At 64.6% G+C, this 23,206-nt stretch carries 18 protein-coding genes and 1 tRNA gene; 8 read left to right on the forward strand and 11 right to left on the reverse strand.

Annotated features, from left to right (window positions below; all coding sequences use genetic code 11):
* Window positions 1–48: 48 nt before the first annotated feature.
* The 8 genes from DPM35_RS21185 to DPM35_RS21220 form a co-directional block, all read right to left on the reverse strand.
* The gene (locus tag DPM35_RS21185; protein ID WP_112129208.1) at window positions 49–867 is read right to left on the reverse strand and encodes an MBL fold metallo-hydrolase; all 819 of its coding nucleotides are present in this window, start codon (window positions 865–867) and stop codon (window positions 49–51) included.
* On the reverse strand, window positions 864–1,658 hold the full coding sequence (locus DPM35_RS21190; protein ID WP_112129209.1) for a TatD family hydrolase: 795 nt from the start codon (window positions 1,656–1,658) through the stop codon (window positions 864–866). The genes DPM35_RS21185 and DPM35_RS21190 overlap by 4 nt, the downstream gene beginning before the upstream one ends.
* Window positions 1,658–3,199, reverse strand: coding sequence for a methionine--tRNA ligase (gene metG, locus DPM35_RS21195; protein WP_112129210.1), 1,542 nt, complete (start codon window positions 3,197–3,199; stop codon window positions 1,658–1,660). The genes DPM35_RS21190 and metG overlap by 1 nt, the downstream gene beginning before the upstream one ends.
* Before the next feature lie 126 nt (window positions 3,200–3,325).
* Window positions 3,326–4,381 (reverse strand): DNA polymerase III subunit delta', encoded by a 1,056-nt coding sequence (locus tag DPM35_RS21200; RefSeq protein ID WP_112129211.1) that lies wholly within the window; start codon window positions 4,379–4,381, stop codon window positions 3,326–3,328.
* Entirely contained in the window at window positions 4,378–5,052 is a 675-nt protein-coding gene (gene tmk, locus DPM35_RS21205) for a dTMP kinase (protein WP_112129212.1), read from the reverse strand. Before tmk ends, DPM35_RS21200 begins: the two co-directional genes overlap by 4 nt.
* Window positions 5,053–5,124: 72 nt before the next feature.
* On the reverse strand, window positions 5,125–6,303 hold the full coding sequence (locus tag DPM35_RS21210; protein WP_112129213.1) for a D-alanyl-D-alanine carboxypeptidase family protein: 1,179 nt from the start codon (window positions 6,301–6,303) through the stop codon (window positions 5,125–5,127).
* A gap of 117 nt (window positions 6,304–6,420) precedes the next feature.
* Window positions 6,421–7,686, reverse strand: a complete 1,266-nt coding sequence (locus DPM35_RS21215) for a septal ring lytic transglycosylase RlpA family protein (protein WP_112129214.1) — start codon at window positions 7,684–7,686, stop codon at window positions 6,421–6,423.
* Window positions 7,687–7,846: 160 nt separating this feature from the next.
* A complete protein-coding gene (locus DPM35_RS21220; protein ID WP_112129215.1) occupies window positions 7,847–8,737 on the reverse strand; it encodes a LysR family transcriptional regulator in 891 nt (296 codons plus the stop codon).
* Between the two features lie 134 nt (window positions 8,738–8,871).
* Here DPM35_RS21220 and ygiD point away from each other — a divergent pair, with 134 nt between their 5' ends.
* The 5 genes from ygiD to DPM35_RS21245 all read left to right on the forward strand — a co-directional run bounded on the left by ygiD (window position 8,872) and on the right by DPM35_RS21245 (window position 12,137).
* Window positions 8,872–9,690, forward strand: a complete 819-nt coding sequence (ygiD, locus tag DPM35_RS21225; RefSeq protein WP_112129433.1) for a 4,5-DOPA-extradiol-dioxygenase — start codon at window positions 8,872–8,874, stop codon at window positions 9,688–9,690.
* 79 nt (window positions 9,691–9,769) lie between these two features.
* On the forward strand, window positions 9,770–10,171 hold the full coding sequence (locus DPM35_RS21230; RefSeq protein ID WP_112129216.1) for a DoxX family protein: 402 nt from the start codon (window positions 9,770–9,772) through the stop codon (window positions 10,169–10,171).
* A 50-nt stretch (window positions 10,172–10,221) separates the two neighbouring features.
* Window positions 10,222–11,184, forward strand: coding sequence for a glutathione S-transferase family protein (locus DPM35_RS21235; protein ID WP_112129217.1), 963 nt, complete (start codon window positions 10,222–10,224; stop codon window positions 11,182–11,184).
* Window positions 11,184–11,786, forward strand: a complete 603-nt coding sequence (locus DPM35_RS21240; RefSeq protein WP_112129218.1) for an alpha/beta hydrolase — start codon at window positions 11,184–11,186, stop codon at window positions 11,784–11,786. Before DPM35_RS21235 ends, DPM35_RS21240 begins: the two co-directional genes overlap by 1 nt.
* 261 nt (window positions 11,787–12,047) lie before the next feature.
* Window positions 12,048–12,137 (forward strand) — tRNA-Ser (locus DPM35_RS21245).
* Between the two features lie 107 nt (window positions 12,138–12,244).
* Here the strand turns inward: DPM35_RS21245 and DPM35_RS21250 are convergent.
* The 3 genes from DPM35_RS21250 to DPM35_RS33135 all read right to left on the reverse strand — a co-directional run bounded on the left by DPM35_RS21250 (window position 12,245) and on the right by DPM35_RS33135 (window position 19,568).
* Window positions 12,245–12,622 carry a YbhB/YbcL family Raf kinase inhibitor-like protein gene (locus DPM35_RS21250; protein WP_112129219.1) on the reverse strand — a complete coding sequence of 126 codons (378 nt, stop codon included), beginning with the start codon at window positions 12,620–12,622 and terminating at the stop codon, window positions 12,245–12,247.
* 104 nt (window positions 12,623–12,726) lie between these two features.
* The gene (locus DPM35_RS32490) at window positions 12,727–13,287 is read right to left on the reverse strand and encodes an autotransporter outer membrane beta-barrel domain-containing protein (protein WP_181592089.1); all 561 of its coding nucleotides are present in this window, start codon (window positions 13,285–13,287) and stop codon (window positions 12,727–12,729) included.
* Entirely contained in the window at window positions 13,215–19,568 is a 6,354-nt protein-coding gene (locus tag DPM35_RS33135) for a beta strand repeat-containing protein (protein WP_181592090.1), read from the reverse strand. Before DPM35_RS33135 ends, DPM35_RS32490 begins: the two co-directional genes overlap by 73 nt.
* A 700-nt stretch (window positions 19,569–20,268) precedes the next feature.
* On the opposite strand from DPM35_RS33135, the gene DPM35_RS21265 reads away from it, so the two are divergent.
* The 3 genes from DPM35_RS21265 (at window position 20,269) to rimO (ending at window position 23,146) form a co-directional block, all read left to right on the forward strand.
* Window positions 20,269–20,676, forward strand: coding sequence for a DUF930 domain-containing protein (locus DPM35_RS21265; RefSeq protein WP_181592091.1), 408 nt, complete (start codon window positions 20,269–20,271; stop codon window positions 20,674–20,676).
* A gap of 293 nt (window positions 20,677–20,969) precedes the next feature.
* Complete coding sequence (locus DPM35_RS21270) at window positions 20,970–21,656, forward strand: TerC family protein (protein WP_112129221.1); 687 nt, start codon at window positions 20,970–20,972, stop codon at window positions 21,654–21,656.
* A 176-nt stretch (window positions 21,657–21,832) separates the two neighbouring features.
* Window positions 21,833–23,146 (forward strand): 30S ribosomal protein S12 methylthiotransferase RimO, encoded by a 1,314-nt coding sequence (rimO, locus tag DPM35_RS21275; RefSeq protein WP_112129222.1) that lies wholly within the window; start codon window positions 21,833–21,835, stop codon window positions 23,144–23,146.
* Window positions 23,147–23,206: the final 60 nt, after the last annotated feature.

A 23,206-nucleotide genomic window follows, 5' to 3' on the forward strand; every position in this document is an offset into this window, starting at 1 on the left:
TCGGCTGGGCGATGCTCGGTTTGCTTCAGATGTTGGGAATTTGTCCCATCATTCTGATTCAACAGGAATTTCGATCACCATGCCATCATAGGCCGGCACCACGTGCTCCGGCGTTTCGGCCATCACCACGGCATAGTCCAGCGGCACGTGCATATGCGTCAGCACGGCCTTGTTCGGAGCCAGTTTCTCGATCCAGCCCAGAGCCTGGCCGAGCGACAGATGGCTGGGATGGGTGTTGTACTGCAGCGCGTCGAGCACCAGCATGTCGAGGCCGCGCAAGCGCTCGGCCGTGGCGGCCGGGAAGTCGCTGATATCCGGACAGTAGGCAAGCCCGCCGATGCGGAAGCCCAGCGAAATGATGTCGCCATGGATCTGCGGCAGCGGCTCAAGGGTGAGGGCGCCCCCCTCGCCTTCGATTACCACCGGTTTGGCATGATGGATCATGTGGGCCTCGACGATCGGCGGATACGAGCTGCCCGGCGGCGTCTCGAAGCAATAGCCGAAGGCCTGGCGCAGCCGCTCCATCGTCGGTTCGTCGGCGTAAATGTCGATCCTGTGCCGCTGGTCGTGCACAAAACCGCGCAGATCGTCGATGCCATGGATATGGTCGGCATGCGGATGGGTATACACGACGGCGTCGATACGCCTGACCGAAGCCATCAGCATCTGCTGGCGGAAATCCGGTCCGGTGTCGATGACGACCGTGGTGCGCGCACCGTTGGTGGCAATGCGCTCGACCAGGGCTGCCGTGCGCATGCGCCGGTTCTTCGGATTCGCGGGATCACAATTGCCCCAATCGCCGGTGATGCGCGGCGTGCCTGGCGATGAGCCGCAGCCAAGGATGGTGAAGCGCAGCCGGTCGCTCATGTCCGCGCCATGTCCGGACGCGGCATCTTGGTGAACAGCCTGAAGAAGTTGCCGGTGGTGATATCGGCTATTTCGGTTTCGCTGACACCGATGATCTCGGAGAGCACCTTCGCCGTGTTCGTGACATAAGCCGGTTCGTTGCGTTTTCCCCGATGCGGGATCGGCGCGAGATAGGGCGCGTCGGTCTCGACCAGCAGCCGGTCGCGTGGAACATCGGCCGCGATGGCGCGCAGCTCGGGGGAATTTTTGAAGGTCAGGATGCCGGAGAAGGAGACATAGCCGCCCAGCGCCACGCCGATTTCGGCCAGCCCGCGTCCGGACGAAAAACAGTGCAGAATGAAGGGGAAGGCGCCCTTCCCTGTCTCGTCCTCGAGGATCGACGCCACGTCGTCATCGGCATTGCGCGCATGGATGACCAGCGGCAGGCCGGTCCGGCGCGCTGCCGCGATATGGGTGCGGAAACCTTGCGCCTGCGCATCACGCGGCGCCTTGTCATAGTGGTAATCCAGCCCGGCTTCGCCGATCGCCACCACCTTTGGATGCTCGGCAAGCCGCACCAATTCGTCGGCGGTCACGTCAAGTTCTTCCGACGCATTGTGCGGGTGGGTGCCGACCGAGCAATAGACATCGTCGAAAGTTTCAGCGATTTCAAGGACCTGCTGAAAACGCTTCACGCGCGTCGAGATCGTGACCATGCGGCCTACTCCGGCGGCGAGGGCGCGGGCGACGATGGCCGCCCGCTCCTCGGCGAAGTCCGGAAAGTCGAGATGGCAATGGCTGTCGACCAGCATCAGGCGCCCTGCTCGACATAACGCGGGAACACGCCCTCCGGCGCTGGCAAAGCGGTGCCGGGCACCAGCGCGTGGTCGGCATGGACGTGCTCGAAAGCACGCCTGTCCGCCGGCACAGCCAACAGATCGAGGAGCTTGGCGGCCGATCCGGGAACGAAGGGCTGGCAAAGCAGTGTCACGCGTCGCACCAGTTCAGCCGTTGTCCACAAGACCGTCTCCATCCGCTCCGGATCGGTCTTCTTAAGCGCCCACGGCTCCTGGGAGGCGAAATAGCGATCCGCTTCCGCCACCACGCCGAAGATCGCGGCCAGCGCCAGATGGATGCCCTGCTCCGCCATAGCCCTGCGGGCCACCGCCAACGCCTCCACGGCCTGATCGAGGATGGCAGCGTCGGCCTCGGTGAGCTCGCCGCGCTTCGGCACGGCGCCGCCGCAGTTCTTTGCAATCATCGACAGCGAGCGCTGCGCCAGATTGCCGAGGCCGTTGGCGAGATCGGCGTTGGTGCGGTTGACGATCGCTTCGTGGCTGTAGCTGCCGTCCTGGCCGAACGGCACCTCGCGCAGGAAGAAATAGCGCACCCGGTCGAGGCCGTAATGCTCGACCATGGTGAACGGGTCGATGACGTTGCCGACCGACTTGGACATCTTCTCACCGCGGTTGAACAGGAAGCCGTGGGCGAAAACGCGCTTCGGCAACTCTATTCCTGCCGACATCAGAAAGGCCGGCCAATAGACCGCGTGGAAGCGCACGATATCCTTGCCAATAATGTGCGTGGCCGGCCAGTAGCGCCATTGCCCGGCCTTGGTGTCCGGATAGCCGGCGGCGGTAATGTAGTTGGTCAAGGCATCGACCCAGACATACATCACATGCTTGTCGTCGCCAGGCACGGGCACGCCCCATTTGAAGGTCGTGCGCGAGATCGACAGGTCCTTCAGCCCTGACTTGACGAAGCTCATTACTTCGTTGCGCCGCTCGGCCGGCCCGACGAAGTCGGGCTGGCTCTCGTAGAGCGCCAGCAATTTGTCTTGATAGGCGGATAGCCGGAAGAAATAGCTCTCTTCTTCGTTCCATTCGACCGGCGAGCCAAGCGGTTCGCGCCGCACGCCGTCGTCGCCGACAGTGGTCTCGGCTTCGTCGAAATAGGCTTCCTGGCGAACCGAATACCAGCCGCTATAGCGGTCAAGGTAGATATCGCCATTGGCGGCCATCGCCTTCCAGATCGCCTGGCAGGATGCATAGTGGCGCGGTTCGGTCGTGCGGATGAATTCATCATTCGAGGCGCCGAGCGTCTCGGTCATCGAGCGAAAGATCGCCGAGTTGCGGTCGGCAAGCGCGATTGGCGTGATACCTTCCTTCTCGGCCGTCTGCTGCATCTTGAGGCCGTGCTCGTCGGTGCCGGTGAGAAAGAACACGTCCTTGCCGTCGAGGCGCTGGAAGCGGGCCAGGGCGTCGCTGGCGATGACCGTATAGGCATGACCGATATGCGGCTTGCCGTTCGGATAGAAAATGGGAGTCGTCAGGTAGTATTTTTCGCGTGACATGGATGAACCGTCATGAATATCTGAATGTGAGTTGTGGCGGTGGATATCGCATCGGAACGCCGATTGCCATCCCGAGGCCAATGCATGCCGCCCGAAAGTGGGCAACGGCATGCATCGAACGGGCCGTCACATTCGCATCGCAGAATTCAGGCGGTCGATCATGGTCAGGGCGTGCTGCTTCTTGTCGAGATTGTAGGTCTCGGCCTCAGATATCGTGTTCAGCGCCTCCTGCCAAGCCTCGGACAGCGTTTTGGCCCTGGCGAGGTCGCCGGACAAGGCTGCTTCGCTGGCGGCGGCCGATAGCAGATCGAGCGCGCGGCGGTTGAAGATGTCGAACTGGATCGACTGGTCGCGTCCCGCCACGGCCTCGGCGAGGCGGTGGGCGCCGGCAATGTCGGGCTTCCCGGCCGCCACCAGTGCGTCAAGCGCGCCGGCGATCTCCAGCCCGCCATATTGGGTGAGCAGGATGGCGTTGCGTGCGCTGCCCCCTGCCCGCTCGGCGAGCGCTGCGCGTGCGGCCGGATCATCCGGCGGCGGCGGTTCGACATTCTCCAGCACGGCCATCAACTCGTCGGCCGCGAGCGGCGCCAGCCGCACCATCTGGCAACGCGAGCGGATCGTCGGCAGCAGGCTGCCCGGCGCGTGCACAATGAGAATGAACAAAGTGCGCGCCGGCGGCTCCTCAAGATTCTTGAGCAAGGCATTGGCGGCATTGGTGTTCATGTCGTCGGCCGGATCGACGATGACGACGCGGTAGCTGCCGTCATGCGAGGTCATGGACAGGAAGCGGCTGACCCTGCGGATTTCATCCACGGTCAGCACCGACTTGAAGCTCTTGGTCTTGTCGTTGGCGGGGCGCGTCAGATGCAACACGCCCGGATGCGCCCCGGTGGCGATCTGGCGAAACAGCGGGGAAGCCGGATCGGGAACCGCTAGCGTGTCGGGCGCCGTCCTGAAATCCGGATATCTCAGAAGATGGTGCGCCAGGTGGAAGGCGAGCGTGGCCTTGCCGATGCCGAGCGGCCCGGTAAAAATCAGCGCATGCGGCAGCTTGCCCGAGCGGTAGGCGCCGGCGAGCATGCCTGCCGCCGACGCGTGGCCGATCAACCGCGGCGTTTCGGCCGGCTCAGGCACGCCGTCCAACGTGTCGTGCTGTTCTGGAGCGATGCGTTCGAAGATCATGCCGGCGCCGTCTCGATCCTTTGCGCCGGCATCCTCTCTTCCAGCGCCGCGAATACAGCGGCGGTGACGACATTTTCCACCGTATCGGGATCGGCGGCCGCGTCGATGACGATGCATCGCTCCGGCTCTGCCTCGGCGATGGCCAGGAAAGCCTCGCGCCGGCGCCGGTGGATGGCCAAGGTCTCTTTCTCGAAGCGGTCGGCGGCGTCCCCTGCCCCGCGTCGCGCCGCGGCCCGCTTCAGGCCTTCAGCCGGATCGATGTCGAAGATCAGGGTCATGTCCGGCATCATGCCGTTGATGGCGACCGCCTCCAGCGCCCTCATGAAGTCGGGGTCGATGCCGCCCGTCACACCCTGGTAGACGCGCGAGGAATCGATGAAACGGTCGCACAAAACGATCGAGCCGCGCTCGACCGCGGGCCGGATGACCTGCTCGACATGATCGGAACGGGCGGCGGCGAACAGGATTGCCTCCATCTTCGGGCCGAACGGCTCGGCCGCGCCAGACAGAAGCACGTGCCTTACCGCCTCGGCGCCAGGCGATCCACCCGGCTCGCGGGTGACCAGAACCTCGTATTTCTTGGCGCGCATGCGCCGCGCCAGCCGCTCGATCTGCGTCGACTTGCCTGCTCCTTCGCCGCCCTCGAAGGTGATGAAAAATCCGCTCGCCAATCGAGACTGCCTTTGCCCGTGCTGGCCGCTGTCATAGCTCCCGTCCGACAAAAGGTCCACGAACTTGCCCGATCACAAATGTTTCTGACGCAGCCAGCCGACGGCGAGTTCCTTGACGGCATCCAGCGCCCGCTGGGGCAGCGTACCCACTTTCACCGACTCGGCGGCATAGAGCGGCGTCTGCTGGCTGAGCGTATCGCCTATCCAAACGCGCAGCTCACCAACCGGTTGCCCTTCCTCGATCGGCGCCGACACTGGACCTTGATAGACGATCCTGGCGGTCAGCTTGTCGCGATTGGCTATCGGCAGAAAGATGTCCACGGGGCCTTTGGCTTTCAAGGCCAGGTCGGATTTGGCGCCGCCGAAGACCTGCGCTTCCCCGACCACCTCGTCCTTGGCGAAGATCTCGGTCTTCTGGAAGGACCGCGAGCCCCAGTCGAGCAGCTTGCGCGCCTCCTCGGAGCGCTCGCGGTCGTTCGCCAGTCCGGTGAGCGCCGCGATCACGCGGATGCCGTTGTGACTGACGGTGCCGACCAGGCCGAAGCCCGCCTGTTCGCTGGCGCCGGCGACAAAGCCGTCGGCTTCGATGCCCATGGCGATCAGCGGATTGCGGTTCCTCTGCGCGATCTTGTTCCAGGTGAAGTCCGGCTGGCCGTAATAGTGGAAGAATTCGGGATAGTCGCGCCACAGATGCAGTGCCAGCATCGTCAGCTCGCGCACCGTCGTCTGCTGGCCGTCGGCAGGCAGGCCGGTCGAATTGACGAAGGTCGATTTCGACAGGCCGAGCTGGCGGGCGCGATCGGTCATCTGCGCGGCGAAATTCGCTTCCGAGCCCGCCATGCCCTCGGCAAGCACGATGCAGCCGTCATTGGCAGCCTGCACGGTGACACCCTGGATAAGGTCCTCGACGCGGACCTCGGATTTGAGCTTTGCGAACATGGTCGAAGTCCCGGACGGCGCGCCGCCGGTGCGCCAGGCGTTTTCGCTGACGACGAACGTGTCGTCGAGCGTGATCCGCTTCGACTTGATGGCGTTGAAGACCATTTCCATCGTCATCAGCTTGGCCATCGAGGCTGGCGGGATCGGCTTGTCGGGGTCCTTGGCGAAGAGCACCGTGCCGGTGTCCGCATCGATCATGAACACCTGCGTCGCCTTGGTCTCGAACAACTGCGCGCTCGCCGGGGCGGCGCAAAGCAGCGCCAGCACCAATCCCAGAAGGCTGGCGAGAGGCGGAAGAGTGCGCAATTGCATGAAATGTCGACCCAATCTGAGCAAAACCGAAGAGTCGCCCCGGAATTGCACAAAGACTACCCCGCGGCCAAGCTAGCAGGGTTTTTTCGGCCGGATCAACGTGCAGCGCGAATTTGATCAGTTACGCACAACCAGCGCGTCCGGCGCGCCATGCGACCAGGCTGCCTGGAGCAGGTCGTCAATGCTGCCGTGCCCATCCGGATAGACATTGACCGCGTACCAGTCATTGCCGTCAAGCTCGGTGCGCTGGATCTCGGTCCGGCCGAACGGCTCGAGCGCCGCGGCCACACGCTTGGCCTCGGCGGCTTCGTCGAAGGAACCGGCGGCGACGTAGTCGGATCCAGGCGCCTGCTCCTGGCGGTTCGATTTCTTCCACGATTGCAGGATATCGGCCGGCGACATGCCGCCGGCATCGAGCGCGGCAAAGACATCGGCGCGCTTCACCCGCTCATCCGCATAGGACAGCGAAGCCATGGCGAAGGGCGAGTTCGGCGGCAGGCCGAGATCCGGCCGCTCCGGCACGATCGGTCCGAAATCGGGCAGCACGACATCGCCGGCGCCTTGCACCGAGAACGCTGCCGGCTGCACGGTCGCCTGCTCCGACAGGCCCGGCTGCGCGGCAAATGCCTGCCCCGAATTGGTCAACTGTCCAGGGAACGGCACGGCCGCCGGCGGCGCGCCCACCGACAAGCTCGGCGACGGACCGTTCATGGCCACCATCACGCCGGTCGGCAAACCGTCCGACGGATCCGGCCGGTTCTTGCCGGGGTGGTAGGACGCCACCAGATACTGATCATCGTCGCCATCGAGCGGCGCGCGGCCGACATATTCGACTTTGACCCGGGCCGTGCCGACCTTGTCATAGTCGAGCATTTGCGCGGCTCGTTCGGAGACGTCGATGATACGGCCTTCATGATAGGGACCGCGGTCGTTGACGCGGACGATCACGGAACTGCCGGTATCCAGATTGGTGACGCGGGCATAGCTCGGCAGCGGCATCGTTGGATGCGCCGCCGTCAGATGCGTCATGTCATAGACTTCGCCATTGGCGGTCAAACGCCCGTGAAAGGCGTCGCCATACCAGGAGGCCAGGCCGACCTTGGTGAAGCCCTTCTTGTCTTCCTTCGGATAGTACCACTTGCCGCGAACCTGGTAGGGCTTGCCGAGTTGGTCGCGGCCGCCGCCACGGCGCATGAATTGGACGCGCGGGCTTGCCTTCACGCCATATTCGGATTCGGCGAAATATTCCTTGGGACGGGCCTTCTTGTAGACCATCCCCTTCGGCTCGGGTTGCGAGGCGCAGGCAGCCAGCAGCAGGCCCGAAAGGGCGCACAGGGCGAAAGCAGAAGCGCGACGAAGACGCGGGCGCGCCGGAGTCTGCATGTTTTCGATTGTCCCCTACCGTGCTGCCACCCGACGGAGCCAAGCGTCCGCCGATGCCAGCAACACCTTGATCCCAATCCCTTTGTGCACAGGAATTGCTTATCACGATGTTAACCGATTATGGCCGCAACAGGGCGAGATTGTGGCGCGCGTACACACATCAGATCACTCCGCGCGTTTCGGCCACGACATAGTCTATCAGACTTCGGACCTTGCGCGGCAATACCCGCCCCTCAAGCCACACCATCGAAACGGGCGAGGTCGGGTTGGAATAGCCGGGCAGCACCTGGACGAGCCCCATGGCTTTCATGTCCGCGCCGATCACGAATCGCGGACAAAACGAGATCCCCAGACCAGCCCGCGCTAGGTCCAGCGCCACTTGCGCGGAGTTCACCATGAAGCGGGCATGAACCGGGAATTCCTCGGTCCGCCCGTCATGTTCCAGCGGCCAGTGCATGGCATCGCGGCGGTTTGTGTCAACGATGCAGTCGTGCCGTAACAGATCCCCGGGGCTTTCGGGAGTTCCTCGACGAGCGATATAGTCCGTGGAAGCGAGCATGATGCTCGAGATCGTGCCGAGCTTGCGGGTCACCAGCGACCTTTGGTTCGACTCGCCGATCCGGAAGGCCACGTCCACGCCGCGCGCGGCAAGGTCGATATAGGCATCGTCCAGTTGCAGATCGATCACCAGATCGGGGTGGTTCATTGCAAAGCCACGCAGGAGTGCCTGCACATGCGTCTGGCCGAAGGTCACCGGCGCCGATACCCGCAGGCTTCCCGACAGCCCCCTTCCCTCCTCGGTAAAGCTCGCAAGCAGGTCGTCGGTATCGTCGAGCAGCGCCGGAGCCCGCCGCAGCAGGTCCTCGCCCTCGGGCGTGATGCCGACGCGCCGGGTCGTGCGCTGCAGAAGCCTCACGCCAAGGCGCTCCTCCAGCGCGGCCACATATTTTGACGTCAGCCTGTTGGATATTCCCAGGCGTTCGGCCGCCTGGCTGAACGAACCGGCCCGGGCGGTGGCCACGAAGGCCCGCAAACAATCGAGAAAGTCCATATTGCCCCCTCATATTGAGAACATTTTGTTCTCACTCATTCATAACATGCGTCATTTTATTCTCAAATCTCCGATGACATATTGCTCTCGACAGGCACCGAAAGGCGCCGCCAGACGTTCCGAAGGAGATGGAGATGAGTCTTGCCGCATCGATGCAGGATCTGAAGAGCCGGCTGAAAGCGTCGGATCGGATGCCGGTGGTGTTCCTCGGCCACGGCTCGCCGATGAACGCGATCGAGGACAATGCCTATTCCCGTTCCTGGGGCGACCTGGGCAAGGCGTTGCCGCGGCCGCAGGCGATCCTGGTGGTCTCGGCTCACTGGATGACGCGCGGCACGACACTGGTCGATGTCTCGGCCTTGCCCCGCACGATCCACGATTTTTACGGCTTCCCGCCGGAACTCCATGCCGCGCAATACCCTGCCCGTGGAGCCCCGGAACTCGCGCGGGAAGTGGTCAGCCTGCTCGCCAGCCACCACGCCGAGGCAGACGACACCTGGGGGCTTGATCACGGCGCCTGGTCGGTGCTGACGAAGCTCTACCCTGAGGCCAACGTCCCCGTGTTCCAGCTCTCGATCGACATGTCGAAGGATTTGGACTGGCATCTGCAGATCGGCAAGGACCTGGCCGAGCTGCGCGGCAAAGGCGTGCTGATCCTCGGCTCGGGCAACGTGGTGCACAACCTGCGCGCCATGCGCTGGGGCGGCAAGCCCTATGACTGGGCCGTCGAGTTCGACAGCTTCTTTGCCGACCGGCTGGCGGCGCGCGACTTCGCGGCGCTGACCGACCGGCAGCGCATGGGGAGCCTGTTCGCCATGGTCCAGCCGACGCCCGACCACTATCTCCCGGCCCTGACGGCCGCCGGCGTGACCGACGAAAAGGACCAGCTGACCTTCATGAACGACTCGATCGACATCGCCTCGGTGTCGATGCGCAGCTTCATTTTCCACTGACCGCCCGCGTGCCGAAAAACCGGCGCGAGGCGTTCCAGGACGCGGCGTTCCGCCGGGCTCAACCTAAAGGATCGAGACCATGATGGACCCTGTAACCGCCCCGTGGGGCGTGCTTCTCTTGCGGCTGGCTCTGGCCGTGCTGTTCTTCGCCCATGTCGGGCTGAAGCTTTTCGTGTTCAAGCCGGCCGGGACCGCTGGCTTCTTCAAATCGCTTGGGCTGCCCGGCTGGTTCGCCTACGTGACGATCGTCTGGGAGCTCGTGGGAGCTTTCGCTCTGCTGCTGGGCATCTGGCCGCGCGTCTTCGCGATCATCCTGATCCCGGTTCTCGCCGGCACCATCGCCAAGGTTCACGGCAAGGCGGGCTTCTGGTTCAGCAACCCTAACGGCGGCTGGGAGTATCCCGCTTTCTGGATCGTGGCGCTGCTGACCCTGGCGCTGCTTGGCGACGGGCCGCTCGCGCTGGCTGCCAGCCCGTTCTGATCACGACTGTTCGGCCGTCCGGTCGCCCGGTCACCGCAAGGAGAATTCGAATGCTTATCGATGGAAAATGGACCGAGGACTGGCAACCCGTCCAGGCAACCGATGCCAAGGGCGGCTTCGTGCGCCAGGCCTCGACCTTCCGCAACTGGATCACGCCGGACGGCAGCGCGGGTCCGAGCGGAACGGACGGGTTCAAGGCCGAACCCGGGCGCTACCATCTTTATGTCGCTCTGATCTGCCCCTGGGCTTCGCGCACCCTGATCGCGCGCAAGCTGAAGGGGCTGGAGGACGTGGTGTCGCTGTCGATCGTCGAGCCCGAGCTCGGCGCGCAAGGCTGGCGTTTTTCCTCGCCGGACCCGGTGACCGGAGCGACATGGCTGCATGAGATCTATACCAGGGCCGATCCGCATGTCTCGGGCCGGGCCACCGTGCCGGTGCTCTGGGACAAGCTGCGCGGTACCATCGTGAACAATGAATCCGCCGAGATACTGCGCATGTTCAACTCGGGTTTCGGCAGTCTGGCCTCAGGCCCCGATCTCTACCCCGAGCCGTTGCGGGCGGCAATCGACACGCTGAACGACCTGATCTATCGGCGGCTGAACAACGGCGTCTATCGCGCGGGCTTCGCCACGACCCAGATTGCCTATGAAGAAGCCTTTCACGACGTCTTCGCGCAACTTGACGAACTGGAAGCGCGGCTGTCGGCGGGCGGACCATGGCTGATGGGGAAAGCCTTCACCGAGGCGGACATCCGGTTGTTCGTGACGCTGGTCCGCTTCGATGCCGCCTATCATGGCTTGTTCAAGACCAATCTTCGCCGCATCGCGGACTACCCGGCGCTGTCGGCCTATCTCGCCCGCGTGCTTGATGTGCCCGGGGTACGCGGGACGGTCAGCATCGACCACATCAAGCGCGGCTACTATTCGATCAAGCGGCTGAACCCGACCGGCATCGTGCCCATTGGACCCGACCTGCCGGGGCTTGATCCGGTCCGCCTGAAGGAGGCAGCGTAATGGCCGTCTCCCTGGTCATATTGCTGCATGGCGTCGGCAGCCGGGGCGCCGACCTGGCGCCGCTGGCGGACTACCTCGCGCCGTCGCTGCCCGGTGCCGCCTTCGAAGCGCCCGATGGCCCGGAACCTTTCGATCAGGGTGGGCCGGGACGGCAGTGGTTCTCGATCTCGGGCGTCACGGAGGCCAACCGGGCCGGGCGCATCGCCGCCGCGCGGCCGGCATTCGATGCCGCCGTGTCCGCGCTGATCGAACGACACGGCCTGAGCGGCCACCTCGAGCGCGTAGCGCTGCTGGGCTTCTCGCAGGGCGCCATCATGGCGCTCGATGCGATCGCCTCCGGTCGTTGGAGGCCTGGCGCAGTGATCGGCTTCTCCGGCCGTCTCGCGACGCCGGAACCGCTCACCCCTTCGCCCCGAACGAAGGTTCTGCTGCTGCATGGTACTGCCGACCCGGTGATCCCGGTGGCCGAGGCGCAAAGCGCGCACAAACGTCTTTCCGCCGCGGGCGCCGACATTTCCTTGAGGCTCCAGCAGGGCCTTGGCCATTCGATCAGCCGCGACGGGCTCGACCTCGCGGCCGCCCATCTGGCCCGACTGTCCTGATCAAAGGGAGATGCCGCGCAAGCGCGCGCCCCGGAGGCGGCAGCCAACCGCCAAGATTTGCGAATCCGTACATCTCCGATGGGGTCTTGGCGCCGGCGTATCGGGACCGGCTTTCCGCCGCTGTCCCGGCGCCCGCGAACACGATTGAGCCGTTCCGCGATTGACAGATCTTTGCGCGGCGCACTAGAGCATGGGCGCTCGAGTTCCCGTCGGCACGGCTTTGCAGTCGGCAGGACGGGGCGCCTCGTGGAAAATCACGATGGAGGGATGGCCGAGCGGTTTAAGGCACCGGTCTTGAAAACCGGCGTGGGCGCAAGTTCACCGTGGGTTCGAATCCCACTCCCTCCGCCAGTCAACGCCTGAATTAAAGCCGTAGGGGTGCAAAGTCGAACTTCGTGGTGGCATCTGCGCCCGCGTGGCTGGGAAGGTCCTCTCCCTTTGCTAGTCCGGCCCCGCTTCTACTTTGACGAAAATGGCTGGGAGGCGGAACCGCTGGCCAGAACTTTCCCTGACGGATCCACCGCCTTCACGGTGATGTTGTAAAAATGGGTTCCGCTATCCGGGCACGGCCCTTTGTAATGGAACGCACCGTAAGGCAGGGATGATTGTCCCTTATAAGCAACAGTCCCGCCACCGTGATCGTAAGATGAACTGCTGTCCGTCATCTTTATCTGCAGTTTTGCCGTTCCCTGGGGCACGCCGGACAGTGCTATCGGCGGCGATTTCGGGTCGAAGCATTTCTTGGTCGGACCCCATGTGAATGAAACGCCCATGCCGGAGGCAAATGCTTCCGAGGCGACGATCGCAAACCCAAGCGCAAGCAGCAGTCTTTTCATGATTTTCCCATTTTTCGAACCAACGAATAAAACGACGCAAAGCAGACGGACACAATTCCCATTCGACAGACCACTCCCTGTGCCTGCGTTTTGAAGCTCCGCCTCTACCAGTTCAGCTTGAAGCCGACATCGCCACCATAGCTCCGCAAGCTGTCGCCGAACTTGCCGTCGAAGGCGGCGAACATCGACGTGTTCGAGCCCCAGTTCATCTTCAGGCCGGCATTGACGGCGACCGCGTCCTCGGCTGCGGAGGCGCCCTGGATGACGAAAGAGGTCCCCGGAGCCGCCTGGAAACTCGGCTTCACCGAACGGTCGGGCTCGAATTCATGCACCCAGGCGGCACGGCCCCAGGCCTGCAGCGACTGGCCATCGCCGACGCCGATCGTGGTGTCGAGTTGCAGGCCGAGCGAAACCGGCAGCGAGGTGACGACGCGATGATCGAAGCTCAGGCCCAACGCGCCGCCGTCAAGCGACGTCTCGTCGAAGGAGTCCATCGACAGGAAGGCGAATTGCAGGCCGGCGAAAGGCGTGATCGCCCCCTCGCCCACCTGCTGGCGCCAGCCGGCCTCGATGTTGGTGCCGAAGCCGGCGCTCAGGAAATTGCTGCGCCAGTTCTCGGGCGTGATGCCGGCCACCGGATCGATCGGCGCGTCCGAGCCGGGCACCGCCGTGGCCCGGTGGATATTGTTGTTGTAGAGGCCGAAGGCAAGCGCGCCGTCGATATAGAACTGGTCCCATTTGCGCGCGACATAAGCGCCGGCCTGCGCGCCGACGATGTTACCGGAAGTCTGGCGATCGTCGACAGCGAACGAACCCGCCGAGCCACCCAGCGCGAAGCCCACCAGCATGTCGGGATCGCCGGCGGACTCCACGCCCGCCGCGAGGTTGCCGCCCTTGTAGCTGGTGCCGGCTGTGCCCGCGGCCGCGTCGCCGCTGATCTCGCCGCCATTGCCGCCGGCGCTCGCCCAAAGCTCCAGCGTCGCCGGTCGGGTTGCATGGCCTTGAATGGATCCTTCCTGGGTTTCGTCGGCTCGTCATAGGCCTGCGGCGCCGTCGTGACATCTGTCGGGTCGGTGCCGAGGCCGGTGCGCCAGAAATCGGCCTGGCGGCCCATCGAGGCGAAGAAGCTTTCATAAGCGCCGAATTGCGGCTGCTCGAACCCGGAGACCCCCTCGCCCGAAATCGAATCGTAGACGGCGCCAAGTTGCTCGACCGTCGGGATGTAGAACAACGCTTCAGCGATCTTCTGGAAATCCGGCGAGGTCGGGCCGGACTGGATGGTGTTGATGGCATTCGCAACCGGAATCTGGTTCCCGGTCAGCCCGGTGGGGGCGAAGGTTATGTCGACACCGAGATAGACATTGTTGAGATCCGGATACTGCAACTCATATTGCGCGACCGCGCTTTGTACCGAACTGAGCTCCAGTCCGGTATGCGAGACACCGCCATCGGCATGGAGGATGTGGAACGTCTGGCTGCCTGGCTTCGCCGCGGCCGCATCCATGATGTTCAGGTCGATCGCACCGCCGAGATCGGCCGTTCCGGCGACGTCGATCAGGTCGGCTTGCGGATCGAGGTCGACGTCGAGCTTGTAGGCGCCCGTCGAGGCCTGGTTCCAATTGCCGACAAGGGTTGTCGTCATCACATTGTTGTCGCCGCCCGGCGAGAAATAGCCGCTGTCGGCGAAGAGGTTGCCTGTACCGAGCTTGGCGTCGGCGCCCGCATTAAAGGTGGCGTTGGCCTCGTTGGTGAAGCTGTTGACACCGGCGCCAAGATCGAAGGAACCGGTGACCGTGCCGTAATTGGTGACCGCTTCCTTGCCGTCGCCGGACAGGATCGCCCAGCCGCCCGCCGTGCCGCTCGCGGTCGTGATCGTGCCCTTGTTGCCGATCGTGTTGTTGTTGCCGTCGACGATCCACACGCCGACGCCGACAAGGTGGTTGATTGTGCCGCCCTGCTCCACCACCTGTTCGGTGGCACCGCCCACGACCTTGCCGGTTGCGCTCGTCAGGTTGATGGCGATGTCGCCATTGCCTTCCACGGCTTTGCTCTGCGCGACGATGGCGTCGGTGCCCGCCGCATGGGTGACGACCGAACCGGTCAAATCCACGGTGACCTTGCCGGCCGTGCCGAGATAGCTCTGCGCCGTGTCCTTCGCGCCGCCATTGCTCTGGGCGAAGATGCCGATGGAGCCGTCGCCATAGGTGTCGATCGTGCCGGCGTAGTTGACGTGGACGATGCCGGAATCGCCGGCATCGCCATTGCTGCCGACGGCCCAGTTCGTTACCGTGCTGACGCCCGGGAGCTCATTGCCAAGCGTGCCGAGGATGCCGCCGCCGCCGCCCACCGACTGGGCAAAGATGCCGGCCGAGGACGAGCCGTGGGTGATGATCGCGCCATTGCCCTCGACGGTGACGTCCTTGCCCGAGCCGCCATTGCCGCCGCCTTGGCCGAAGGCGAAGCCGATGCCGAGGTTTAGCGCCGGGATCGGCCCCAGTCCGTTCGCCAGCACCCGATCGACATTGCCGGCGACGCCGCCGCCACCGCCAACCGATTGGGCGAAGATGCCGTTCGAGGCCGCGCCGAAGGTCTCGATCTTGCTGCTATCGTTGTTGGTGACATGGACGATGCCGCCATCGCCGCCGCTGGTGCCCTTGCCGCCGACGCCGATCGTGCCGGTGGCGCCGATATTTCCCTTGCCGCCGACACCGCCGCCGCCGCCAACCGACTGCGCGAAGATGCCGTTCGAATTGCTGCCTTTCGTGGTGATGTTGCCGGTGTTGGTGACCTCGACAAGGCCGCCAATGCCTGACCCGCCGCCATTGCCGCCAACGGCGGCGCCGAGAGAGCTGTAGAGCTTGGTCTTGCCGAAGGCGAGGTTGGCGATCAGCGCCGCAGGGACCGGGATCAGTTCGTCCGTGCCGAGGATACCGTTGCCGCCGGCGCCGCCGCCACCGCCCACGCTCTGCGCATAGATGCCGTCGGCGAGCGAACCGTTGGTCGTGATGCTGCCGTCATTGGTGACGGCCACGTGGCCGCCATTGCCCGCCGCGCCTCCCTGGCCGCCGACCGCCACCGACATGGCGACGTTGATCAGCGCGTCCGGGGGCGCCTCGCCCTTGCCGACCAGCACGTTGATGGAATTGGCGCGGCCGCCGATGCCGCCGCCGCCGCCGATCGACTGCGCGAAGATGCCATAGGCGCTGTTGCCGGTGGTCACTTTATCGCCGGCGATGTCCGTGTCGGTAGTGATGAGGCCGGTCTCGATGCTGCCGTGGTTGTTGACGATGACCTCCTTACCGTCGCCGGCGAGCGCGCCGTTACCGCCGACCGCCACCGAGATGTTGGTGTTCTGCGCGCTCGAGCTGGTCGCGTTCGCCCAGCTTCCGACCGCAGTGATCGCGTTGCCGCCGTCGCCGCCGCCGCCGCCCGCGCTCTGTGCGTAGATGCCGGCCGAATTGTCGCCATAGGTCCGGATGACCGACCAGTTGTTGACTGTCGCGGTCGAACCGTCGCCGCCGAGCGCGCCTCGGCCGCCTACTGTGACACCGATCGATGCGAGAGGCAGGTCGCTGTTGTTGATACCGAGATTGACGCCGATCGCAAAGCCGCCGTCGCCACCGCCGCCGCCGATCGACTGCGCCCTGATGCCGTCGGCGCCGAGGCCCCACGTGGTGATCGTGGAGCCGGGAACGATCTGGTCAAGCGCATTCTTGCCTGCATCGACAATGACGGCGCCGCCGTTCCCGCCTATGCCGCCCGTGCCGCCGACGGCGACCGATATGTCGGCTCCCGGCCCCATTGAGCCGGAGCCCGATCCGGCATAGCCGCCGGTGCCGCCGCCGCCGCCGACCGATTGCGCCCAGATGCCGTGGGCCTCGGTGCCGTGCGTGGTGATGTTGCCGCTATTGGTGACATGCACCGTGTCGCCTATGCTGCCATCGCCGCCGCTGCCGCCGACCGCGACCGAAACGGCGACCGCGGGAATCTCTTCAGGATCGGGCGAAACCGCAAGCGAGAAGGCGATCGCGCCGCCGCCATTGCCGCCGCCGCCGCCGACCGATTGCGCGAAGATGCCGTGGGCCTTGATGCCCGAGGTGGTGATGTTGCCCTGGTTGCTGACCGTTACGGTGCCGCCGCTGCTGCCATCGCCAGCATCGCCGCCGATGGCTGCCGATATCGCGCCGACCGCCAGCGCGCCGGCGATGGAAAAGCCGCCATTGCCGCCGCCGCCGCCAAGGCTCTGCGCGTTGATGCCGATCGACCCGTCCGCATGGGTGATGATCGCCGAGCCATTGTTGACGGTAACGGCCTTGGCGACACCACCAGCGGCTCCCTTGCCGCCGAGGGTGACGGTCAGCGCGACGGCGCCGATCGTGCCGCCGCCGGCAAAGCCGCCATTGCCGCCGCCGCCGCCGACCGACTGCGCGAAGATGCCATGGGCCTGGAGACCATAGGTCTCGATCGTGCCGCCGGTGGTGTTGACGGTGACGATGTCGCCGCTGCCTCCGACATCGGCAGCACCGCCCATGGCGAGGCCGAAGTTGAACGCGCCCCCGCCGCTCACCGCGACTGCGCCGCCGCCATCGCCGCCGCCGCCGCCGACCGACTGGGCGAAGATGCCATAGGCCCCGTCGCCCTGGGTAGTGATGTCTCCCTTGTAGTTGACGGTCACGTCCTTGCCGTCGCCGCCAGGGCCGCCCTTGCCGCCGAGCGCGAAGCTGGCGCCGGCGCCAGAGGTGGCGCTCGAGACCGCGACCGCAAGGCCGCCCCGGCCGCCGCCGCCGCCGACCGACTGCGCGAAGACGCCATACGCCTTGGCGCCTGTGACGACGGTTTGGCCCAGAATGTTGGTGGTGCGCGTGCCGGTGGTGATGTCGGAGGCGACGAGGCCGCTGAGATTGCCCGGCACGGCCACGTGGTTGACCTCGACCGATCCGCCCTTGCCGCCCTTGTCGCCGGAGCCGCCAATGGCGATCGCCACGGCTTCACCGACGGTATAGGAGCCGCCGCCATTGCCGCCGCCGCCGCCCAGTGACTGGGCGAGAATTCCGACTGAATTGTCGCCGGTCGTGGTCAAGTGGTTCGAGGAGTTGACGATGACGGTCTGGCCGTCGCCACCTCCGCCGCCGGAGCCGCCGATGGAGAAGAGACCGCCGCTGGCACCGCCATCGCCGCCGCCGCCGCCGATCGACTCCGCCTGGATGGCGGTGCCTGCTGTGTTGATGATGCCGGTATTGTTGACGGTGACTGTGCCGCCATTGCTGGTGGAGGAGCCTTTGCCGCCGATGGCGACAAGGCCGCCGGAATCGCCGCCATTGCCGCCGCCGCCGCCGATCGACTGGGCATAGATGCCGCGCGCCTTCGGTCCGGTGGTGGTCAGCGTGCCGTCATTGGTCACAGTAACCGATCCGCCCGCGCCGCCGGCGCTGCCCTCGCCGCCGATAGCGACCAGGCCGCCGCTGCCCGAACCGTTGCCACCGCCGCCGCCGATCGATTGCGCCACGATTGCGTCGGCGCCGACATCCTTGATGGTCGGACCAAGATCTGTGACGCTCGAGTCCGTGCCGCCATATGTCGTGACGTTGGCATGGTTGTTGACGATGACGGTCTTGCCGTCGCCGCCGGAGCCGGCGTCGCCGCCGATGGCGACGAGGCCGCCCGCGTCACCCGCATCGCCGCCACCGCCGCCGATCGACTGCGCCAGGATGCCGAACGCGCCGACGCCATAGGTGGTGATGTTGCCGCCGGCATTGTTGTTGACGGTCACGGTATCGCCGGTGCCGCCACCGGAGCCGAGTTTGTTGCCGAGCGCGACAAGGCCGCCAGAATCGCCGGCGTTGCCGCCGCTGCCACCGAGCGACTGCGCCCAGATGCCGTAGGACCGCGCGCCCTTGGTTTCGATGACGCCCGTGTTGGTGACGGTGACCGTGCCGCCATTGCCGCCGGCCGAGGCCGAGCCGGGTTGGCCGACAATGCCGAAGCTGTCACCGCCTGAGCCGCCGCCGCCGCCGATCGATTGTGCAAAGATGCCGACGGACTTGTCCTGGTTGGTAGTGATCTGGCCGCTGTTGGTCACGATGACCGTGCCGCCTTTGGTCGGCGGGCCGCCGGAGCCGCCTTGGCTGAGGATATAGCCATTGCCGCCGGCGCCGCCCTGACCACCCTTGCTCATCACAAAGATGCCGTCGGCTCCGACCGCATCGGTGGTGATCGTCGCCGCCGAATTGAGGGTGATGTCGCCACCCTGGCCGGCTGCGCCGCCCTGGCGCGCGTCCTGGTTGCCGTAGGAATCGCCGCCTTTGCCGCCATCACCGCCAATGCTGACGATCTCGACCGCGGCTTTGCCGTCCTGGCTGGAACTGTAGCTGCTGCCCACCGGCAGCGTGTCATTGATCGTCGGGCCATTGCCGCCCGGCTGGCCATCGGAACCACTCACGCCGATGGTCAGACTGCCGAGGATCCCGAAATCGATCTCGATGCCATAGGCGTTTGAGCCGCCCGAGCCGTTGGAACCAGTCTGCCGGTCGACATAGCGCACATCGTTGCCCTGGATCACCGTGCCGCCGCTGCCGGAACCGCCGGCACCCCCGCCCGCGGTCGGGACGTTGAGCTGATAGGTGTTGAGCGTGGTTTGCGGGTTGCCGGAGTCGGTCTGGTTCTGAACCACGATGCCGGTGTAGTATGTGGTGCCGTTCACCGTCGTCGTGGTGTAGGAAAGAACCTTGTAGGTTTTTCCGCCGGAAACATAGGTGGTACCGATAGCTGGCGGCGTGACGATAACGGCGTTGTAGGTGATCGTGTTGCCGGAGGTCACCTTTGTCACCACCCAACCATTGGGGGGCGACGGGACTTGAAACACGGTCTCGAAATTGCCGGTGCCCGGGTTATACACCGGATCGCCGACCGCCACGGCGAATGCGCTGACCATGGTCACAAGCAGCATTGAGCCCGTGAGCATTCCGAACACGCTCGATCGGGCAGATCGTCGCAGAGCCTTCAGACGGAGCGCGGGCCAAGCGATGATGTACGTTGCCGCGGTCGAGGCCCACGGGCTGTCGACGCCAGCGGCAGGATCGGAATGACGGCCGCGCAAAACACGCCCGAGGCCGAACTTCGACCCTTTGGCCGTCTCGATCTTCGCCATTGCCGCAGTCCCCCCGGGCTGTGCGACCCGTCCCCGTCTGGCTATGGCCTGACCCAAGGGAAACACCTTGTCAACGTCGCTCCAACTGCCGGCCGGCTCTCGAGCTCACGGATTTGTTATCGGCGCCAAGTAATCCGCCGCGCGTCGGACCGACGCGGAAAGTATTGAACCATTTGGATTTGCTTATTTTTCCTGCCAGGTGCCTCCCGCCACGATGAGCTAGTGCTGCCCCGGCGCAAGCGAATAGGGCTCCAGGCGGGACCTTCCGAGCCGGTTTGCAGGGCTGACTTTTTCTGGGCGTATCGCAGCCCGCCGTAGGAAATGCACGACGTGGCGACCCTGACGAGGGAACGGACATTCCAAGCTTATTGGCGATTCTGTAAATTGCGGCCGCCAACGGTCGCCTGGCGGCGAATTCGGCCGCAGCTCGAAGGCGCCGCTGCAGCCCTTGCAGCCAACGATCGGTAAAGCAGCGGTTATTTGATTTCTCGGACAAAATATGCTGCTTCTCGCGCCCATGAAAAAGCTCAGCCTGATGGTTCTGGCGTCGCTGACGCCGGTCTTGCCGGCCAAGGCGATGGACAATGCGTTGCGCGCCGGCCTGATGAAACTCGATCCCGAAACTCGTCTCGAGCAGCGCTGTGACGCAGAAGTGCTCGACCGGATCAGCCACGACGACCACAACTACAAGGCCGACCGCGTCGTGGCCTACGCCTTTGCCACGCCGCAGATGAGCGCCGATGCCATCAAGAGCTCGGGCGCCGCCTTCCGCAGCAAAGGCCAATGGTACCGGTTGAAGTTCAAATGCCAGACCGCGCCGGATCATATGCAGGTGCTGCAGTTCCGCTACAAGATCGGCGATGAAATCCCGGAAGCCGACTGGGCCAAATACAATCTCTACGACTAGAGCAATTCCAGGAAAAGTGTGAGCGGTTAGGCTCGGCGTCTTCGCCGTAGCGTTCCGCCCGGAATTGCGTCCAAACAAAGGGATAGAGCGGCTCGCCGTTTCCGTGAAACGGTGAAACGCTCTAGTTTTCGCCCGTCCGCCTGACCAGCGAACACCCGAAATCGTTGAGGACTTGCGCTGGCGGCGCCGTTTTCCGGCGATGTCCGAACCTGCGTCTTGACGCCGTTGAACCATGCCTTTAGGGCCGTCTGGGTATTGGGCGACCCGCATTTCAGGCAAGGGATTTCTAGTCTATGGAAATATTCACTGCCGCAGGCCTTTCAGCTCTCCTCCAGGTCGTCGCAATCGATCTCGCGCTCGCCGGCGACAACGCAATTGTGATTGGCCTCGCGGCCGCCGGCCTCCCGGCTGATCAGCGCAAGCGCGCCATCATTGTCGGCATCGCCGCGGCCACGGTCCTGCGCATCATCTTCGCCCTCATCACGCAATGGCTGCTGAGCATCGGCCCGATGCTGCTTATCGCGGGCGGGCTTCTGCTTTTGTGGGTGTGCTGGAAGATGTGGCGCGAACTGCGCGTCAGCCATGACGACGAGCGCGACGCGACCGAAGCGCTATCGAACAGCGATTACAACAAAGACGGATCCGTCGCCGGCAAGGGTGCACGCAAGACATTCTCGCAGGCCGCCTGGCAGATCGTGATCGCCGATGTCTCGATGTCGCTCGACAATGTGCTCGCCGTCGCGGGCGCCGCCATGAAGCATCCGACTGTGCTGATCATCGGGCTGGCCCTATCGATCGCGCTGATGGGTTTTGCCGCATCCTTTGTCGCGCGCCTGCTGCATAGATATCGCTGGATCGCCTATATCGGCCTGCTGATCATCCTCTACGTCGCGGTGAACATGCTTTTGGGAGGTGCGGTGCAGCAGTTCCCCGACCATTTTGCCTTCCTGGCGCCGTGGTTCGGGCCGGACGGCCACTAGCGCTCTTCATGGCGAGTGTCTGACGCACGCCTCTTGTCCTGGTCGACGGCAGTTTGCTTCTCCGTCGAAGCGTGCTATTGCGCCGCGCGAAATGGCTCAAAGCCGCGCCGTAGATCGACCTTCAGAGCCTCAGGCTCAATCCTCGATCTCGCCATCACCTCTTGGAAAACAGGTTTATGTCCGCCCCACGCGTCAGTTTCGTCAGTCTTGGATGCCCGAAAGCGCTCGTCGATTCCGAGCGCATCATTACGCGGCTCCGCGCCGAAGGCTATGAGATCGCGCGCAAGCACGACGGCGCCGACCTCGTCGTCGTCAACACCTGCGGCTTCCTCGATTCCGCCCGCGACGAGTCGCTCAACGCCATCGGTTCCGCGCTTTCGGAAAACGGCCGCGTCATCGTCACCGGCTGCCTCGGCGCCGAGCCGGAGGTCATCCGCGAGAAGCATCCCAATGTGCTGGCGATCACCGGCCCGCAGGCCTATGAGAGCGTGATGGCCGCGGTGCATGAGGCCGCTCCGCCCAGCCACGATCCCTATGTCGACCTTTTGCCGCCGCAGGGCGTGAAGCTCACGCCGCGCCACTACGCCTATCTGAAGATCTCCGAGGGCTGCAACAACCGCTGCACCTTCTGCATCATCCCGGCGCTGCGTGGCGATCTCGTCTCGCGACCGGCGGCGGACGTGCTGCGCGAGGCGGAAAAACTCGCCAAGGCCGGCGTCAAGGAAATCCTCGTCATCTCGCAGGACACCAGCGCCTACGGCATCGACATCAAATACCAGACGTCGATGTTCGGCGATCGCGAGGTGCGGGCGAAATTCCTCGACCTTGCCGAGGAGCTCGGTAAGCTCGGCATCTGGATACGCATGCACTATGTGTACCCCTACCCGCATGTCGCAGATGTCATTCCGCTGATGGCGGAAGGGAAGATCCTCCCCTATCTCGATATCCCCTTCCAGCACGCCTCGCCGCAGGTGCTGAGGAACATGCGGCGCCCCGCGCATGGCGAAAAAACGCTGGACCGCATCCGCGGCTGGCGAGAGGTCTGCCCCGATCTCGCCATCCGCTCGACCTTCATCGTCGGCTTCCCCGGCGAGACCGAAGACGATTTCCAGATGCTGCTCGACTGGCTGGACGAAGCCAAGATTGACCGCGCCGGCTGCTTCAAATACGAGCCGGTCAAGGGCGCGCGCTCCAATGATCTCGGCCTGGAGCAGGTGCCGCAGGAGATCAAGGAAGCGCGCTGGCACCGTTTCATGCAGCGCCAGCAGAAGATTTCCGCCGCGCAGTTGGCAAAAAAAGTCGGAAAGCGCCTGCCGGTGCTGATCGACGAGGCGCACGGCACATCGGCCAAGGGCCGCACCAAATACGACGCGCCGGAGATCGACGGCTCCGTGCACATCCAGTCCCGCCGCCCGCTGCGCGCCGGCGACATCGTCACGGTCAAGATCGACCGCGCCGACGCTTACGACCTTTATGGATCGGCCGTCTGATCGTCCTCGACAGCGAAGGCACACCGAATGAGAAAGGGCGCCGCGCGGCGCCCTTTTCCG

The organism is Mesorhizobium atlanticum (assembly GCF_003289965.1).
GTDB classification, from domain to species: domain Bacteria; phylum Pseudomonadota; class Alphaproteobacteria; order Rhizobiales; family Rhizobiaceae; genus Mesorhizobium; species Mesorhizobium atlanticum.

What these genes read in the sequence shown, in the direction of transcription:
- DPM35_RS21185 (WP_112129208.1), bottom strand. Translation starts at nt 867, where the DNA reads ATGAGCGACCGGCTGCGCTTCACCATCCTTGGCTGCGGCTCATCGCCA.
- DPM35_RS21190 (WP_112129209.1), bottom strand. Translation starts at nt 1,658, where the DNA reads ATGCTGGTCGACAGCCATTGCCATCTCGACTTTCCGGACTTCGCCGAG.
- metG (WP_112129210.1), bottom strand. Translation starts at nt 3,199, where the DNA reads ATGTCACGCGAAAAATACTACCTGACGACTCCCATTTTCTATCCGAAC.
- DPM35_RS21200 (WP_112129211.1), bottom strand. Translation starts at nt 4,381, where the DNA reads ATGATCTTCGAACGCATCGCTCCAGAACAGCACGACACGTTGGACGGC.
- DPM35_RS21210 (WP_112129213.1), bottom strand. Translation starts at nt 6,303, where the DNA reads ATGCAATTGCGCACTCTTCCGCCTCTCGCCAGCCTTCTGGGATTGGTG.
- DPM35_RS21215 (WP_112129214.1), bottom strand. Translation starts at nt 7,686, where the DNA reads ATGCAGACTCCGGCGCGCCCGCGTCTTCGTCGCGCTTCTGCTTTCGCC.
- DPM35_RS21220 (WP_112129215.1), bottom strand. Translation starts at nt 8,737, where the DNA reads ATGGACTTTCTCGATTGTTTGCGGGCCTTCGTGGCCACCGCCCGGGCC.
- ygiD (WP_112129433.1), top strand. Translation starts at nt 8,872, where the DNA reads ATGAGTCTTGCCGCATCGATGCAGGATCTGAAGAGCCGGCTGAAAGCG.
- DPM35_RS21230 (WP_112129216.1), top strand. Translation starts at nt 9,770, where the DNA reads ATGATGGACCCTGTAACCGCCCCGTGGGGCGTGCTTCTCTTGCGGCTG.
- DPM35_RS21235 (WP_112129217.1), top strand. Translation starts at nt 10,222, where the DNA reads ATGCTTATCGATGGAAAATGGACCGAGGACTGGCAACCCGTCCAGGCA.
- DPM35_RS21240 (WP_112129218.1), top strand. Translation starts at nt 11,184, where the DNA reads ATGGCCGTCTCCCTGGTCATATTGCTGCATGGCGTCGGCAGCCGGGGC.
- DPM35_RS21250 (WP_112129219.1), bottom strand. Translation starts at nt 12,622, where the DNA reads ATGAAAAGACTGCTGCTTGCGCTTGGGTTTGCGATCGTCGCCTCGGAA.
- DPM35_RS33135 (WP_181592090.1), bottom strand. Translation starts at nt 19,568, where the DNA reads ATGCTGCTTGTGACCATGGTCAGCGCATTCGCCGTGGCGGTCGGCGAT.
- DPM35_RS21265 (WP_181592091.1), top strand. Translation starts at nt 20,269, where the DNA reads ATGCTGCTTCTCGCGCCCATGAAAAAGCTCAGCCTGATGGTTCTGGCG.
- DPM35_RS21270 (WP_112129221.1), top strand. Translation starts at nt 20,970, where the DNA reads ATGGAAATATTCACTGCCGCAGGCCTTTCAGCTCTCCTCCAGGTCGTC.
- rimO (WP_112129222.1), top strand. Translation starts at nt 21,833, where the DNA reads ATGTCCGCCCCACGCGTCAGTTTCGTCAGTCTTGGATGCCCGAAAGCG.